Genomic DNA, 15,335 nt, shown 5'->3' on the forward strand with positions numbered 1-15,335 from the left:
GCAGGGCCTGCCAAGTAGAAAGGGGGTAACGCGTGCGTCGAAAGCTGCAGAGCGGGGCGGTTATACTGGCGGCAAAATTTCAACTGCAACAATGACGTCCACACCAAGCAAGAGGAACATCGATGCGCCCTTCCAAAAAAAACCTGTCGTCCGACTCAACGCCGGAAGACAGTTTGCAAGAGGACAGCAAGGGTGGGCCGGTCTCGCGCGCGTTCCGGGTACTGCGTTATGTCGTAGAGGGTGGTTCGACGGCAAACCTCAGCGACTTGGCGAGGCAAGTCGAGATCAATCGCATCACGGCCACGCGCTTGCTTGCAACGCTGGAACAGGAAGGTATGCTTGAGCGTCTCCCGCAGGGCGGACACCGGATCGGCATAGGCTTTCTATCGTTGGCGGCCACAAGCCTGGCAAGCGGCGACATGTTTGGCCACGGCCGTCGTCTCCTGGCGCGCTTAAGTAAGGAATTGCAATTGTCCGCATACTTGGTCGTGCCGGACGGTGCATATGTGCTGTATGTACTGCGCGAAACGCCGCAAACGCCTCTGGTCAGCAATATCCAGCCTGGTAGCCGTATCCCCGCGCACTTGATGACGCCGGGCCGCGTGTTGATTGCGCAGCAGCCGTCCGAGTCCTGGGCCGCGATGCTTGAGGCGACGCGAGACGACGAGCGCAGCAGGAAGATCACGCTCGCCGGCCTTGAAACCATGTTGAAAGAAGATCGTGAGCGCGGATGCGCATGGAGTTTTTCGGGTTTTGAGTCGGGGATCGACGCATGTGCGGCACCGGTCTTCGATGCCCACGGACAAGCGGTCGCCGCCATCAGCGTCGCGGGGCCGGACAGCCGTTTTGAGGGAGATCCGGATTTCAAGGATCAAACCGAGCAGGCCGTGAAAGCTGCTGCAGCACAGTTGTCGCAGCTGCTAGGATATGTGGGCAGATAGCTTTTCCTGCGCGTAAACGGTGTCCTGCATACCGGGCAGGCAACATGCCTGGAAGACACTGGTTGTCGATTCAATTCTGAAGGAGATGGCAGTCGCGGTCGCTGCCGGAATAAATTTTTATTCTCCGTCCATCAGATTGTCGATTTTGGCGCTCGCCGATCGTCGTGCATTCAGAGGGCCTTCCTCTTTTTTCGGGAAATAACATGTCTACCAACACCGTCCGGCTTCACCGCGTCATTCGTACCACGCCAGAAAGTATTTATCGAGCGTTCCTCGATGCCGACGCAATGGCCAAATGGCTTCCTCCGAACGGATTCACCGGCAAGGTCCATCACATGGATGCCAGGACCGGAGGCAGCTACAGGATGTCGTTCACCAACTTCACGACAGGGCATAGCCTCGCATTCGGCGGGGAGTACCTCGAGTTGGTGCCCGGTGAACGCATACGCTACACCGCGATGTTTGAAGATCCGAACCTGCCGGGGACAATGCAGACAACGGTCTCGTTGTTAAAGGTTTCTTGCGGAACCGAAATGAGTGTTGTGCAAGAAGGAATTCCTGAGGTTATTCCTGCGGACTCTTGCTATCTGGGCTGGCAGGAGTCGCTGACCTTGCTGATAAAACTCGTCGAAGCCCACATCGAATAGCAAGCGAGAATCCGCTTTTCTGCTTTTCCGGTGATCCGGCCTGATACCGAGGCGATTAACCCGGCTGACTCAGACGAAAAAAGGAAATCCATAATGACCGCAAGCGAAAAACCAAAAGGCCCCGCGTCGTACTTTCCATCGATCGAAAAAAAGTATGGACATCCCATCGAGCACTGGCTGCGTCTTCTGCAGGGATCCAAGGGAATGAAGCATATGGAAATGGTGAATTGGCTCAAGACGGAACATCGCATGGGGCATGGTCACGCCAATGCTCTCGTTGCCTATCACCTGGCTGGCATGAAAACCTGAGCAGGTTTAAAAAACTTCTTTGACTTCACGGTAGCCTTTCTAGGTTCGCGCGCTGGCCGCAGACAAGCAGGCATGGCGGCGCAAGCCATTAGGAGTTCGATCTGCTTTGGGTGCAGCCGAGCGCAAGTTGTTGCTGCAAGGCGCGGTAGCGAATGGATTTGCGACCGAACTGTGGACACTGCAACGCATTGCCGAGGTGATCGAACGCGAGTTCGGCGTGGCTTATTGCTAAGCCAACGTCTGGCTCTTGCTCAAAGCCCTGCGGTTCTCTTGCCAGCGGCCGACCCGGCGGGCCAGCCAGCGTGATGAGAAAGCGATTCTGGAATGGAAGCGCAAGCGCTGGCCGATGTTAAAAAAAGCCCGCCGAGAGTGGAGAACGATCCCCTTAAAACAGCAATGGGTAAGAAACATCCCTCAATCCGCTATGCATTTAACAAGCAAATAGAAGCGTCTTTGGGGAGCAGGGCTTACGACCAGACAGCAAATGTATCGCACATAAGGTTCAGGCGTGGAGCAAAGTAATTTTAGCTACATTTTTTGAGGCATTTCCCTCTGAAGCCTCCGATTTTCAAATTGTGGGGGCACGCACACCATACTGGTTGAATGCTTTTTTACTGGATGCAGCGTACCGGTGTAGTAAATGTCGTGAAATCTATCTCGGCACGCTGCCATCACTATCGAAAAGGTCGCCGATGCGGAAGTGGGAGCGAACGGCAATTACGCGTGTCCGATAAGGATGCACGTAACTTAGTTTCCACTCCGTTGAGGACTCATGGGCCGCGAGCCGATGCGCCCCTGGCTTTGAATACCCGGTGGTAGGCTGGAATGGAGCGCTCCGGATCTATTGGATACTGACCGGGGCGGATGGTTCAACGACTCACAACGATTGGCAGCTATCGAACGAAGGGGTAGAACGCACCTTCCAGCACAGTCAAATATGCTTCCAAACCAGACAAGCGGCGGCAGTACAACTTCCCGATAATCTCGGTATGCAAATTCAAATCCCTCCGTTTGACACGCGCGAACTTCGCTCGGTTTTTGGAAAATTCGTCACAGGTGTCACTGTCATCACGACTGTCGACGCCTGTCACAAAGCCCACGGCCTAACCGTCAATTCGTTCGTTTCCGTCTCGCTCGATCCGCCACTGGTTCTGTGGAGCCAGTCCAAGCGCGCTGCGAGTTATCCAACGTTCATGGAGGTTGACGAGTTCGCGGTGAGCATCCTGTCCGAGGAGCACATCGGAGTTGCCACCACCTTCGCCAAGCCTCACCCCGATAAGTTCGCTGATGTGAGGGTGAATCGAGCGTTCTGCGGCCTTCCGGTAATTGAGGACAGTTGTGCGTGGCTTTACTGCAGGACGATCACCAGAGTCGAGGGGGGCGACCACACAGTCCACATTGCCGAAGTCATAAAGGCCGCAAAAAGCACTGCGCGTCCGCTGGTATTCGGTGCCGGCGAGTTCCTTGCCGCACAACCTCTTTCAATTACCTAACTTTCACAAAAATCATCAACAGGAGATCGATGTATGACTGCACGCACTGGCCAACAATACTTGCTAGGCCTGAAAGATCAACGAAGGGTTTGGCTTGGCAATCAAGCTGTGAGCGTCACGGAGGAGATGCGGTTTCAGGGCTCCCTCGTTGGTCTCGCGGGCTACTACGATTGGCAGCACGAATACGCTGAGGATTGCCTTGTTCCCGACCCCGAAACCGGTCAACCAATGAGTGCAAGCTTGCTGGTTCCTCGACGGCCCGACGACCTAAGGGCGCGTCAGCGCTGCTTTGAAAGCATCGCGCGCTACTCCCGCGGGATGATGGGACGAACGCCGGATTACGTGAACTGCACACTCGCGGGCTTTGTTGCGCGGGCGGATGCACTTTCCAGCAGCGGCGACACAACGCCGGGTGAGCGCCTGCGCAAATTTCACAGAGACGTAATCGCTGGCGATTTGTCTCTTACTCATGCGTTAGTTCAGCCGGCCATCGACAGAGGGGTCGACGAGGTGAGCGGCCTCAATGCAACGTTGGCCGCGCACGTCACGCGGCGAACAAAAACTGGCATCGTCATACGCGGTGCGCGGGTTCTGGCAACCCTTGGGCCGTTTGCGGACGAGATGTTCGTCTATCCGGCCGCACCACTTCCAGCCAATGCGGACCCAAAGTATGCCGTGATGTTCTCAATCCCTGTGAACACGCCCGGGTTGATTCAAGTATGTCGCGATCACTATGGAGTCCCCGGAGCTGGGAGTGATCACCCCTTCTCGTCCCGATTCGATGAGCAGGACAGCTTCGTTATCTTTGACGATGTTGAGGTTCCCTATGAGCGGGTCTTCATTGACGGCGACGTCAAGGCATACAACGGCCTCGTTCGGACAGGATGGTATGCAAACATCTCTCAGCAGACGAACACGCGTGCAGCGGTCAAGCTGGAGTTCGCGTATGACCTCGGGTGCCGTATGGCAGAGATCACCAATACTGTGCGGCGGCCCGAAGTTGCAGGTATGCTCGGAGAGATCCTTGAGTACGCTCGTCTCGCCCGCGCAGCGGTCAACGCAGGCATAGCCGGAGCTCGAGACTGGGGAAATGGCGCGCTGTTTCCGGACGACTTGGCAGCTCGAGCAACGCGTGCCATGCTACCGCAGTGGATGGTTCGGACCAATGAGATCCTCGTGACTTTGGGATCGCATAATCTACTTGCGACCCCATCGCTGGAAGCGTTTGACCACTCAGAACTTGGTCCCCTCTTGGAGCGGTATCTCCCAGGCGCTGATGGGCATAGCGCAAAAGAGCGAGCAATGATTTTCCGAACGGCGTGGGACTTTGTCGGCTCGGCGCTGGGGTCACGCATCGCCCTGTATGAGCGCTTCTATCTCGCGAGCCAATTCAGGGCACTGTCTGGAGATCATATGGCATGGTATGGCGCAAACGCGTCGAACGCCGAACGCCCGGTAGCACAGTTCCTTGGTGATTGAAGCTTGAGAAACGAGCTACGGGGCAGGGCCAAGTAATTGGCGCGACTCCTGCCCGCGCCAATTACTTGGCCCTGCCCCGTAACGTTTCTTGAAGAGTCGGCTGAAGTGTGCGCTGTCTGAGAATCCGCAAGAGTATGCGACTCCGGTCACGCTGCTCGCCGAGCCAAGCATGGTTCGCGCAGCCTCGAGCCGTTGATGCCAAATCGCTGCTGACACGGTTGTGCCCACGATCCGGATGAACAGTTCGTCAAGGCGGCGGCGACTCAGCCCACGCGCCGCCGCCACGACCCCAGCATTCAGTGCAGGATCAAAGAAGTGTTCACGAATATGGGAGAGTGCAGCATGGACATGATTGGTCGCGTTACTTGCCTCTTCGCCGTCGTGCAGTCCTGAGCAAGGTACTGCCAGTAGCTCAACAAGGGAGAGCAAGACGCCTGATCGCTGAGTGGCGTTCAGTTCAGGTGCTACCCCGTGCGCGTTGATCAACGCCGAGCGAAGTACCGAGGTCCCTGCAAGATCTGCGGACAGCTTGTGGCGCAAAATGTTCCAAACTGGGAGTCGGCTTCGAACCAAGTCGCCCGGGACATGGAACAGAAGGACCTCGCCGCCGGCAGGGATGTCCACTTCGATGTCGTCTCGGCTACTAAGAAAGATTATGTCTCCGGCCGACAGCGAGGAAATGTCGCCTGCGATCGATATCCGACTACACCTTGAGAGTTGTAGCCACACAGTGATCCGGGGATCAGATTTAGCTTGCGGGCGTAAGCGAACGCCGGAAAACGCGCAGACAATCCGGCATAACTGCCCATCCCCAAGAAGTGTGCCGCGCATCGAGCCTGCGACCACTTCCTCATGGGACTCAGGCAAGACAAGCCGATCCGCGTATAGCGCGTCGTGCCACTCGCGCCAGGCACTGGCTCTGCCTATCGGCGAAACGCGTCCCAAGTCGAGGTCAAACGTTGTCTCCATCGCATCCCTTACAGAAACGAAAGCGTGTCAAGGTTCAAGGGCATATCAGGCCTGCGGTTGGTTCTGTCCATTGAAGGGAGAGTCGATGTGTAACCAATGCATACGCGAAGTCGCAGGGGCACGGCTTCGTCGAGCATGGTATGGAGAAATTCCACCAGCGACGCCTCCACTCCGCGCGGGCTGATGGCGCTACGGCTAACTGAACAGAAATCGGCATCAAACTCAGCAATACTGAGGATAACACATCAAAGTTTTAAATTTAGCGTTATATGACTTTTCTCGTATATTCAGTGATTGTGCATTGATAAAAACGCATTTAAATTTAATTTGACTGATTTTCTTGACATGGAATATCTAAAAAAATAGGATATCTTACCAATCAGCGAATGCTCCCGCAATGTGAACGAGTTCGCCGAACGAGCACCACCGCACATTGATGAAAAGGAGGCCCCAGATGACTGCGCCGTTCCTGCCCAGCGAAAGCTTCTATGGGCAGCAAGCCACCTTGCGATTCGAGGTCGACGTCCGCGACTGCTAAGTGATCGGCGCCATCGCGAAGGCTATCGAGGGCCGCTACTACCGGTCTGGCCCGGACACTGCCTACCCCACGTTGGCCAACGATGCCGTGGACCAGGGAGCGACGCTGCGTCTCGGCGGAGAGCGAACTCAGGGGCCGGGGTTGTTCTTCCAGCCAAACATCTAAGAAAGCCTGCAGCTTTTCACCATGGAAAAAGAAATCATTCAAGCTCTTCGTGCCATCGGAACCACGCTGTCGCCCGAAACCATTGGCGCAACTGTGAAGCTCCTTGCGTCGCACGCCATTCGCCCCGAAAACAGCAACCTCATTGAGCGTGACCACATGTATGGACCCCACGTCAGGCATCGCCTCGACGTGTTCCGTCCTGACGCCGTCACCACGCGCCGTCGGCCCGCATTTGTCTTCGTGCATGGCGGCGGGTTCATCGGGGGCGACAAAGGAACCTCCGATGCCCCGTTCTACAGCAACGTCGGCGCATGGGCCGCGAAGCAAGGCTGGGTGGGAGTCACCTTGACCTACAGATTGGCGCCGGAGTTCAAGTGGCCGGCTGGATCTGACGACCTCGAAACAGCTATCGATTGGCTGACCGACCATGGTGAGACGTTCGGAATTGATCCCGCTCAGATCATTCTCTGTGGCCAGTCGGCGGGCGCAACCCATGTGGCCGGCTATGTCACAAGGCCGAGAGCTGCTCAAACCCTCGCGGGTGCAATCATGCTGTCAGGTATCTACGACCTGGTGAATGACGACACGAGCCCGATGGAGACAGCGTATTACGGAAAGGACATGAACTCCTACGCAGCGGCCTCTACCTGCACCGCGCTTCCCATGCTCTCCATCCCTTGCCTTTACTCTGTCTCAGAAATGGATCCTCCGAAATTTCAACGTCAGGCCGCGGCTTTGGTCCAGGCACACATCACGAGCAACAAGACGTGGCCCCGGCTCGAATACCTGCGCGGGCATAACCACCTGAGCCCGGTCCAGTTGCTAGGAACCGACGGTGATTATGTTGGCTCACTCATCGCCTCGTTCGTGAACGAAGTGTTGGAGCTGACTCCCTTAGCTTTTCCTCAACAACGCAAGAAAGTGACAAGACCATGAGAATTGACGTTACAGAGAAGAAGGAAGTCGTCCGGCTGAATGGATTTCACTACCGGGTTTTAACACTATGTACCTTGCTGATGTTCTTTGATGGGTTCGACCTCATCGCTGCGTCTTACGTCGCCGGGGACATAGCGCGGCAACTTTCATTATCGCCCCAGCAACTGGGTATCAGCTTCTCCGCGGCCGTGGTGGGAGGCGTGCTTGGCGCGGTGTGTATTGGGTTGCTCGGTGACCGATGGGGGCGACGCCCGGCAGCGATCCTTTCATGTCTGATCTTCGGTATCGGAACCGTTGCCACCGCATGGTCCGACTCGTATGCAACGCTGCTCGGATGGCGATTCATTGCCGGAATCGGGCTTGGGGGTGCTACTCCCATTGCCTTGTCCATGGGAGCGGATTTCGGGCCAAAACGCCTGAAGGGAACGTTGAGCTTGGTCATGTACTGCGGATTCATCCTCGGCGGATTGGCTGCGGGCGCAGTGAGCGCGGCAACAGCAAGCGCGTTGGGTTGGAAGGGCCTGTTTCTTATTGGCGGGGGAATGACTCTTCTTCTGGTCCCATTCTTCGTCCTCTGGCTTCCGGAGTCACTCGAGGTGTTGGTACGCCAGGGACGGAAGGCACAGGTTGCACTCACTCTACGGCGCCTCTCTCCCGGCTTCGTGCCGCTTGCCGATGATGAGTACGTCATCGAAACAGACACATCGTCGAAGGGTGCCCGGCTGAGCTCCCTGTTCTTGGAAAACAGGGCTGCTGTAACCGTAATGCTCTGGGCAACCTTCTTCTTCACGTTTCTTGCGCTCTATTTCTATGCAAACTGGTTGCCAACCCTTTTGCGCGAGATGGGACTGACCCCCGACCAAGCCATCGCGGCGACGGTCGCGGGCCAAGTCGGCAACCTTTGTTGTGCCGTGTTCTTTGCACGCCTCATCATGAAGCGGCCTGTCTACAACGTGTTGGGCCTGACGTACATCGGCGCCGCCCCAATGTTTTGGGTAATTGCGACCATTGGGGGGAACTTCGACTATCAGCTAGTAGCCAATCTGATCGGAGGAGGCTTGCTTGCTGGATCATTGGGGTGTCTTTATGCACTGGCGCCGTTGGCATATCCGAGCGACATCAGGACAACAGGCTCTGGATGGGCGATCGGCGTGGGCCGCATCGGTGCAATCCTTGGGCCGATGCTTGCTGGTTATCTCCTGAGCAAAGGCTGGTCTGCCGCTGAACTGTTTCAGCTCTCAGGAATACCTCCCCTTATCGCGGGGGGCCTCTGCATCATGCTTGGTGCAAGGCTGAGTAGAGCACGTGGTGCTTCTATGGCGAAGGTGGGTGCAGCACTTTAGGTCACTACCTTGCGATCTCGCCATCGGCGACCATAAGAACCTTACATGGACGCCGCCATTTGCCAAGTACTAAACGCATGATCCAAACAGAACAGAGATTGCGAACTTACATCCGGCCTTTGATCGCGGTATGAGCCGCTGGCCCCTATGGAATTCGCTGACGACCGCCCTATTTGTTCGCCTAGCTTGTCCGCTCGCGGTTCTTATCGGATTGATGCCGTCCCGGTCCTGTTTGCGATCACTTGTTTCTTACCTGCGCAACCTGTTGACGTGTCTCGTTATTGCTGTGGTTAATCAAGCCTTTCGCGGATAACGAAGGCTGCCTATGTCTCGGTCGGAATGCGGGCAGGGATGTTGACTCCGTGCATTATTTATTCGACTGCTAGACCGGGCGATCCGGAACCCCCAGTGATCGCCAATGACCAGCGTGCTATTTCGGCCGGTGTGCGGTGGGACTTTGCAAAGAATGCGGCGCTGAAGCTGCAGCTTGACGATGTGCAGGTACGAGAAAGGGCAGGAGGCAACGGGTATTTCATCAATATTCAACCCGGATTCTCGCCTGGAAGCGCGTCTAAGGTCGTCAGCGTTGTCCTGGATTTTGCGTTTTAGCGGGGCACGGGATAAAAACGGCTAACATGCTTGTAGGCGGATGGATCATTGCCGCGGGATTAATACCTGCCGCATGCTCCGGTGCGGCCGAAATTGCCTTCATCGTCTCCAGCAAGAGCCCCGTTAGCAGCATCACGCCCAATTTCGGGGATCTGCTGTGTGATATCTTGTGCAACGACGTGGCTGGTGACAGCGGCCAATGTGCACGTCAAGCACCTGTTGCACGGCCGGGAAAGGCGGGTATATGGCGACAACGCCTATGGGAGTCAGAAGGTGCTGATTCGCGAGAAGTCGCCGCTAGCCAAGGGCTTCACCAACGAGCGCGTACGCGGACGCAAGGACGAAGAAGCGGACGACGCCAAGCGTGCGAAGAACCGGAACAAGTCGAGGAGTCGCGCGAACGTCGAGCATATGTTTGCGGCAGTCAAGCGGCTGGCGCAGGCGATGTGGTTGCGCTCGATGCCAGTGGGTTGTTTGATTTCACGATGAAACTGCTCGATCTTCCAGCGCATGCCGCACACCTCTTGTGTGGCATCCAGGGAATCCTGAGCCAGGTCGTTGGTCACGACCCAGTCCGTGCAGTGGGTAGACACCGCGACCCGGAACAGTTTTACCTAGTATTCTTTAGGAAAGCCCTTGATCTTGATGACTTTGCCATGTTCCCACCGTCGATCCGAAGAATTTGAATGAAAAATCCTGCGTCGATTTCAAGGCCGATGTCTGCATCATTCCGCCCAATTAGTTCGCGCTGGCGCGCACGGTGGAATACTTCCGCATTCCCCGCAGCGTCCTGACCATCTGTCTCGGCATATCGACCTATGCGCGCCGCGGAATCATCGTCAACGTCACGCCCTTCGAACCCGAACGGGAAGGCTACGTGACGCTGAAGTTTTCCAACACCACGCCGCTGCCGGGGAAGATCTATGCGGGCGAAGGCTGCGCGCAGGTGCTGTTTTTCGAGAGCGACGAAGTGTGCGAAACCTCGTACAAGGATCGCGGCGGCAAGTACCAGGGGCAGCGCGGCGTGACATTGCCGAAAACCTGATGCCGCAGCCAGTGGGCTGGCAACGTTCAGAATAGGCGGCTCCTCGTTGGGGCCATTCCGTGCACAACAGGTACCGGCATTCCCGGATGCGATTTGCCAAGCACGTTCGGTCCCCTCGCAAGCTCATCGAACGCTTCTCTATATGTCCAAGACCTTTCCCCATATCGCTACGCGACGACCGGCTCGCCGCCAATTTTCGCGTCTTCTTGTCACTCGCCCGAGCTCTGCGCGGAAGTCTTGATTGCCCGCACCGCCTAAGAAAATCCAATCTGATTTAGGCGGTTGCATGCATGCACCAAGATGGCGCGAGTGATCCTCGATGCGAGGATATAACCGTGCGCGCCGAGCCATCCTTGTGCGCCCACAGCTTGGTTTGAAATTTGCTTAAAGGAAACTACACAAGGCTAACGCTTACCGCTTGCGTCCGAGCTGGCGACACGTGCCGGCATTTTTGCATGCTTTTTTACGGAGATGTTTGCTCGATGCCGAGAGACTCCATGGAGATCCCGTTGCCCTTGGGAGGCGACCACGAATTCCCGATCGTGGCCAATGTCCGCGCGCTATCGCGCGCAGGCCATTCGGCCTATGCCATTGCGCACTTCCGTGCCGTGCGATTTGGAAACAGACTGCGTGGCTGTTCCGCGCTGTACCAATGCTCAGGCAACGACGCCTGGGCCGGTCGGCGCATATTCACGCCGCAGTGTCGCATCGCCGAGTAATTTCTTTAATGCGATTACTCACGACTATTCAACGACGGATAACACAGTTCGCTGTCGGGCAGGAAGGTCATGAAGCGGATATTCCCGTGCGCCACCTTCAGCCGGAAAATCGGCGCCATCTTTCTCCTTGTCTCGCTGGCCGCTGGCGTCAACATCCTGATGGCGCATACGATGCCGCGCGACTAGCACGCACGTTTTTACGGAGGTACTCACGCGATGCCGCGAAATCCCAGGAAGATCCGGCTGCTGTTGGTAGATGACCATGAACTGATCCGCACAAGTCTTGGTCATCTTCTGGCGGCGCTGGAATTTCAGATCGTAGGCGACGTCGGCACGCTATCCGGCTGCATTGAGCAGGTCGCCCGCCTGCAGCCGGATATCGTGCTGATGGAGAGTCGGATGGCGGACGGCGACGCGCTTCGCACCTGCCGTGAAATACGCGCCGCCTATCCCGAGGTGCGCGTGATGTTCCTGACCTCGGCCGAAAATCAGGATGCGATGCTGAACTACATACTGGCCGGGGGTGATGCCTATTTATCGAAGAATATTGCGGCAAGCGTCCTGACGGATGCCATTGTGGCGGTCGCGTCGGGACAGCCGAAACTCGACTTTGCAACGATGCAGCGACTGCGGGAGCGGATCTCTTGCGGCACCCCGCAGCGCATGCAGCAGGATGCCTTGTCTCCGCAAGAACGGAGAATCCTGCCGCTCGTCGCCGAAGGCAAGACCAACAAGGAAATCGGCAAGCAGCTCGGACTCAGCGACAAAACCGTAAAGAATCATCTCAGCAGCGTCTATCAAAAACTGCAGGTGAAGCGGCGCGCGCAGGTGGCGGCGCTCGTCGCGCACGACAGGAGTTTATAAACGAGCATCCGGCGACGGCGAGACGGACAAAGTATGCGTCGTCATTGGCAAGGCCATTCGGCTCATGCCATTCGGCACTTCCGTGCCTTGCAGTTTGGCAACAGACTAGGTGGCTGTTTCGGGCGACGACGTCCACAGAAGGGGGTTGCGCCAGGAGCGAGCGGAAGAGATGGCTGCGGAGACCGGTCGGCGCCTATTCTGGCAGCAGCATCGCATCGCCAAGCACGTCCTTTAATACGATTACTCACCGACTATCCAATGACGGATAACACACTTCGCTGCCGGGCAGACAGGTCATGAACCGGATACTCTCAGGCGCCACCTTCAGCAGGAAAATCGGCATCGTTTTCCTCCTCGTCTCGCTGGCCGCCGGTGCCAACATCGTGGTGGCGCATACGATGCTGCGCGACCAGAACGGAGTAGCCGAAACGGTCAACGTCGCCGGCAAACTCCGCATGCTCAGCCAAAAGATCGCCTTCGAAAGCATTTTGGCCGCACGCGAAGATGCTGGATCAGAGGACAGGCTGAAACGCTCGATAGCCGATTACGAGACGGCGCTCGATGCACTGGTGCGCGGCGGCCACGCGTTCGGCTACCAGGTCAAAGAGCCGTCGTTCATGCTCGACGCGCACCTCGCCCCCCTACGCCACGAATGGGCTAACTATCGTACGAAGGTTGAGCGTATGTCGGCCGCGCACGGTAATGAAGCCTGGCTTGCGCCGGCGCGCGAACAGATCGCACACAGTTCGTCTGTGCTGCTTGGCCGTGCCGAGCAGATCGTGCAGCTGCTGACGGAGGAAACCCGCAAAGCGCAACGGACTGCGCTGATGAAAATGTATGCGCTGCTCGGCGTTGACGTGCTCGTGCTGCTGTTTGCCTTCGTCATGGCCCGCAGGACGATTGTCCTGCCATTGCGCGCGCTTGCGCATCAGAGCCGCGCGCTGGCGGAAGGCAACTACCTGGTGCGCGCGCACGTCTATTCGCGGGACGAAGTCGGCCAGCTGTCGCTCGCCTTCAATCATGCCACTGCTCGGATCGGCGAACTCGTTGCGCGGCTGGACGCTGACCGCCGCAATCTGATCCGGACCGAATCAATGTTTCGCGGCCTTGCGGAAAACTCGGTGGTCGGCGTCTACATCGCGCAGAACGGCAAATTCCACTTCGTCAATCCAAAGATGGCCGAACTGTTCTGCTACGAGCCAACGGAGATGATGTCGGCTGTCTGCGTACTCGACATCGTGCCGGAGACGGACCATGACCTGGTCAAGCACAACGTGCGCAGGCGCATCAGCGGCGAAGTGAATGAAGTGAAGTATGAGCGCCAGGCGCAGCGCAAGGACGGCACGCTGTTCGATGTCGAGGTGTTCGGATCGAAAATGGAGATCGACGGCCGGCACGCGACCATCGGCGTCATACTCGACATTACTGAACGCAAGCGCACTGAGCGCGCATTGAACATGTTGAGCGCCTGCAATCAGGCCCTGGTGCATGCGCATGAAGAGTCGGCGCTGCTGGAGCAAATATGCCGCATCGTGCGCGAGGTGAACGGGCATCCGTTCGTCTGGGCCGGCTACCTCGACGAGAAGGAAGCGCAAGACGTCTATCCGGTCGCATGCGTGGAGGCCGAGCGCGGCGCGCTGCTGGCGGCGATCGCAGCCGCCGACACCGACGAGGTCACCGCGAGGGCAATCCGCAGCGAAACGATGGTGTTGACCCAGACCCTGCAGGCCGACACCGGAGACGCCGTGTGGCTCGCGTTTTTCCGCGAGAACCGGCTGGCCGCGGCGCTGTCGCTGCCGATCAGGGTCGCCGGCAAGACGATCGGCGCGTTCACCATCTACGCCACGGCGGCCGCCGCCTTCACTGCCGACGAGGTGAAGGTCGCCGAAAAAATGGTCGATAACCTCGCGTTCGGCATTGCTGCATTGCGCGCCGACACGGCGCGGCGGCTGTACGCCGATCAACTAGAGTACAACGCTACTCATGACGCGCTGACCGGACTTGCCAACCGCACGCTGCTGGGTGACCGTTTGGGCAAGGCAATCGCGTCGGCGCAGCGTTACGGTCATCAGGTCGCGGTCCTGTTGCACGACCTCGACAATTTCAAGGTCATCAACGATAGCCTCGGCCACGCAGCCGGCGACGAGTTGCTGTCGGCCGTCGCGAAGCGCATGCGCGCGTCGGTGCGCGAAAGCGATACCGTCGCTCGGCTGGGCGGCGACGAGTTCGTGATCGTCATGCCCAACGTCGCCAAGCCGGACGATGCGGTGGTGGTCGGCAAAAAAGTCCTGGATGCGTTATCCCAACCCTTCTGCATTGAAGGCCAGAATGTCTACGTCAGCGCGAGCATCGGCGTGAGCCTGTATCCGCAGGACGGGACCGACGAGCGCATTCTGCTCAAGAACGTCGATCTGGCGATGTACCGGGCAAAACGGGACGGGCGCGGCACCATCCGTTTCTATACGGAGGAAATGAACCAACGCAACCGCGAGCGCCAGACGCTGGAAGCGGAACTGCACCATGCACTCGAGCGCGGCGAGTTCGTGCTGCACTATCAGCCGAAAGCCGACATGCAGCATGGGCGGATCACCGGCGTCGAGGCGCTCGTCCGCTGGCGGCACCCGAAGCATGGTTTGGTCGCGCCGGCGAAGTTCATTCCACTTGCCGAGGAAACTGGATTGATCGTCCCGCTCGGCGCCTGGGTGCTGAAGGAGGCATGCCGGCAAAGCCGGCGCTGGCAAGACCAGGGCTTGCCAGCCATCTGCATGGCGGTCAATCTGTCTGCGCGCCAATTGCATCCTGACGACCTGGTGACGCTGGTGGCGCAGGCGCTGCAGGAAGCGGACCTTTCGCCGCATTTACTGGAACTCGAACTTACCGAAACCGCCATCATGGAAGATGCGGAGCAGGCGATACCCATTCTTCAGAAACTCAAGGGACTCGGCGTCAAGCTGTCGCTGGACGATTTTGGCACCGGCTATTCATCGCTCAATTACCTGCGGCGTTTTCCGTTAGACACCCTGAAGATCGACAGGGCATTTGTAAAGGAAATCGACTCCGGCAGTTCGACCAGTCAGGACGCGACGATCATCAAAGCCATGATCGCGCTTGCGCGCAATCTCGGCCTCACGGTAGTCGCCGAGGGTGTCGAAACGAGGGAGCAGGCGGATTTTCTTCGTGCGCACGGCTGTCACGAAACGCAAGGATATTACACCGGTATGCCGCTGCCACCCTTGCGGATGAAGCGCCTGCTTAGGGCCTGTTAAGGAACAAATCGC

14 protein-coding genes and 3 pseudogenes are annotated in these 15,335 nt (G+C 57.6%); 15 read left to right on the plus strand and 2 right to left on the minus strand.

Features of this window, described 5'->3' with window-relative positions:
- The first annotated feature begins 122 nt into the window (after positions 1 to 122).
- The 7 genes from D3871_RS26825 (at position 123) to D3871_RS26855 (ending at position 4,869) form a co-directional block, all read left to right on the plus strand.
- Positions 123 to 941: an IclR family transcriptional regulator gene (locus D3871_RS26825; protein WP_119772129.1), complete on the plus strand. Its 819-nt coding sequence runs from the start codon at positions 123 to 125 to the stop codon at positions 939 to 941.
- A gap of 203 nt (positions 942 to 1,144) precedes the next feature.
- The gene (locus D3871_RS26830) at positions 1,145 to 1,588 is read left to right on the plus strand and encodes an SRPBCC family protein (RefSeq protein WP_119772130.1); all 444 of its coding nucleotides are present in this window, start codon (positions 1,145 to 1,147) and stop codon (positions 1,586 to 1,588) included.
- Between the two features lie 93 nt (positions 1,589 to 1,681).
- The gene (locus D3871_RS26835; RefSeq protein ID WP_119772131.1) at positions 1,682 to 1,897 is read left to right on the plus strand and encodes a DUF4287 domain-containing protein; all 216 of its coding nucleotides are present in this window, start codon (positions 1,682 to 1,684) and stop codon (positions 1,895 to 1,897) included.
- A gap of 106 nt (positions 1,898 to 2,003) precedes the next feature.
- Positions 2,004 to 2,129, plus strand: a complete 126-nt coding sequence (locus D3871_RS31585; RefSeq protein ID WP_158598081.1) for a winged helix-turn-helix domain-containing protein — start codon at positions 2,004 to 2,006, stop codon at positions 2,127 to 2,129.
- A gap of 15 nt (positions 2,130 to 2,144) precedes the next feature.
- Positions 2,145 to 2,342, plus strand: a complete 198-nt coding sequence (locus D3871_RS31810) for a winged helix-turn-helix domain-containing protein (protein ID WP_119772133.1) — start codon at positions 2,145 to 2,147, stop codon at positions 2,340 to 2,342.
- Between the two features lie 367 nt (positions 2,343 to 2,709).
- Complete coding sequence (locus D3871_RS26850; protein WP_119772134.1) at positions 2,710 to 3,390, plus strand: flavin reductase family protein; 681 nt, start codon at positions 2,710 to 2,712, stop codon at positions 3,388 to 3,390.
- Positions 3,391 to 3,423: 33 nt separating this feature from the next.
- Positions 3,424 to 4,869 (plus strand): 4-hydroxyphenylacetate 3-hydroxylase N-terminal domain-containing protein, encoded by a 1,446-nt coding sequence (locus D3871_RS26855; RefSeq protein ID WP_119772135.1) that lies wholly within the window; start codon positions 3,424 to 3,426, stop codon positions 4,867 to 4,869.
- Positions 4,870 to 4,884: 15 nt separating this feature from the next.
- On the opposite strand, the gene D3871_RS31815 is transcribed toward D3871_RS26855, so the two are convergent.
- Positions 4,885 to 5,838 carry a helix-turn-helix domain-containing protein gene (locus D3871_RS31815; protein WP_119772136.1) on the minus strand — a complete coding sequence of 318 codons (954 nt, stop codon included), beginning with the start codon at positions 5,836 to 5,838 and terminating at the stop codon, positions 4,885 to 4,887.
- 724 nt (positions 5,839 to 6,562) lie between these two features.
- On the opposite strand from D3871_RS31815, the gene D3871_RS26865 reads away from it, so the two are divergent.
- From D3871_RS26865 to D3871_RS30040, 4 genes and pseudogenes are all read left to right on the plus strand, one after another.
- Entirely contained in the window at positions 6,563 to 7,477 is a 915-nt protein-coding gene (locus D3871_RS26865) for an alpha/beta hydrolase (RefSeq protein ID WP_119772137.1), read from the plus strand.
- Complete coding sequence (locus tag D3871_RS26870) at positions 7,474 to 8,820, plus strand: MFS transporter (RefSeq protein WP_119772138.1); 1,347 nt, start codon at positions 7,474 to 7,476, stop codon at positions 8,818 to 8,820. The genes D3871_RS26865 and D3871_RS26870 overlap by 4 nt, the downstream gene beginning before the upstream one ends.
- A 408-nt stretch (positions 8,821 to 9,228) precedes the next feature.
- On the plus strand, positions 9,229 to 9,429 hold the full coding sequence (locus tag D3871_RS26875) for a hypothetical protein (RefSeq protein ID WP_119772139.1): 201 nt from the start codon (positions 9,229 to 9,231) through the stop codon (positions 9,427 to 9,429).
- A 183-nt stretch (positions 9,430 to 9,612) separates the two neighbouring features.
- Positions 9,613 to 9,864, plus strand: a pseudogene (locus D3871_RS30040) (IS5/IS1182 family transposase); the annotation flags it as partial.
- Here the strand turns inward: D3871_RS30040 and D3871_RS31185 are convergent.
- A pseudogene (locus tag D3871_RS31185) lies at positions 9,864 to 10,112 on the minus strand (IS701 family transposase); the annotation flags it as partial. The pseudogenes D3871_RS30040 and D3871_RS31185 sit on opposite strands and share 1 nt — an antisense overlap.
- On the opposite strand from D3871_RS31185, the pseudogene dcd reads away from it, so the two are divergent.
- From dcd to D3871_RS26900, 4 genes and pseudogenes are all read left to right on the plus strand, one after another.
- A pseudogene (gene dcd, locus D3871_RS26885) lies at positions 10,097 to 10,474 on the plus strand (dCTP deaminase); the annotation flags it as partial. The pseudogenes D3871_RS31185 and dcd sit on opposite strands and share 16 nt — an antisense overlap.
- Before the next feature lie 497 nt (positions 10,475 to 10,971).
- A complete protein-coding gene (locus D3871_RS26890; protein WP_119772140.1) occupies positions 10,972 to 11,193 on the plus strand; it encodes a hypothetical protein in 222 nt (73 codons plus the stop codon).
- 216 nt (positions 11,194 to 11,409) lie between these two features.
- The gene (locus D3871_RS26895) at positions 11,410 to 12,057 is read left to right on the plus strand and encodes a LuxR C-terminal-related transcriptional regulator (RefSeq protein ID WP_119772141.1); all 648 of its coding nucleotides are present in this window, start codon (positions 11,410 to 11,412) and stop codon (positions 12,055 to 12,057) included.
- Positions 12,058 to 12,353: 296 nt separating this feature from the next.
- On the plus strand, positions 12,354 to 15,323 hold the full coding sequence (locus tag D3871_RS26900; RefSeq protein ID WP_119772142.1) for an EAL domain-containing protein: 2,970 nt from the start codon (positions 12,354 to 12,356) through the stop codon (positions 15,321 to 15,323).
- Positions 15,324 to 15,335 lie beyond the last annotated feature (12 nt).

This window comes from Noviherbaspirillum saxi, assembly GCF_003591035.1.
Taxonomy (GTDB): Bacteria; Pseudomonadota; Gammaproteobacteria; order Burkholderiales; family Burkholderiaceae_D; genus Noviherbaspirillum; species Noviherbaspirillum saxi.

Bases quoted from the DNA above. Each gene is read 5' to 3' on its own strand.
- D3871_RS26825 (WP_119772129.1), top strand. From the start codon at position 123: ATGCGCCCTTCCAAAAAAAACCTGTCGTCCGACTCAACGCCGGAAGAC.
- D3871_RS26895 (WP_119772141.1), top strand. From the start codon at position 11,410: ATGCCGCGAAATCCCAGGAAGATCCGGCTGCTGTTGGTAGATGACCAT.
- D3871_RS26830 (WP_119772130.1), top strand. From the start codon at position 1,145: ATGTCTACCAACACCGTCCGGCTTCACCGCGTCATTCGTACCACGCCA.
- D3871_RS26890 (WP_119772140.1), top strand. From the start codon at position 10,972: ATGGAGATCCCGTTGCCCTTGGGAGGCGACCACGAATTCCCGATCGTG.
- D3871_RS26855 (WP_119772135.1), top strand. From the start codon at position 3,424: ATGACTGCACGCACTGGCCAACAATACTTGCTAGGCCTGAAAGATCAA.
- D3871_RS26865 (WP_119772137.1), top strand. From the start codon at position 6,563: ATGGAAAAAGAAATCATTCAAGCTCTTCGTGCCATCGGAACCACGCTG.
- D3871_RS26900 (WP_119772142.1), top strand. From the start codon at position 12,354: ATGAACCGGATACTCTCAGGCGCCACCTTCAGCAGGAAAATCGGCATC.
- D3871_RS26870 (WP_119772138.1), top strand. From the start codon at position 7,474: ATGAGAATTGACGTTACAGAGAAGAAGGAAGTCGTCCGGCTGAATGGA.
- D3871_RS26835 (WP_119772131.1), top strand. From the start codon at position 1,682: ATGACCGCAAGCGAAAAACCAAAAGGCCCCGCGTCGTACTTTCCATCG.
- D3871_RS31815 (WP_119772136.1), bottom strand. From the start codon at position 5,838: ATGGAGACAACGTTTGACCTCGACTTGGGACGCGTTTCGCCGATAGGC.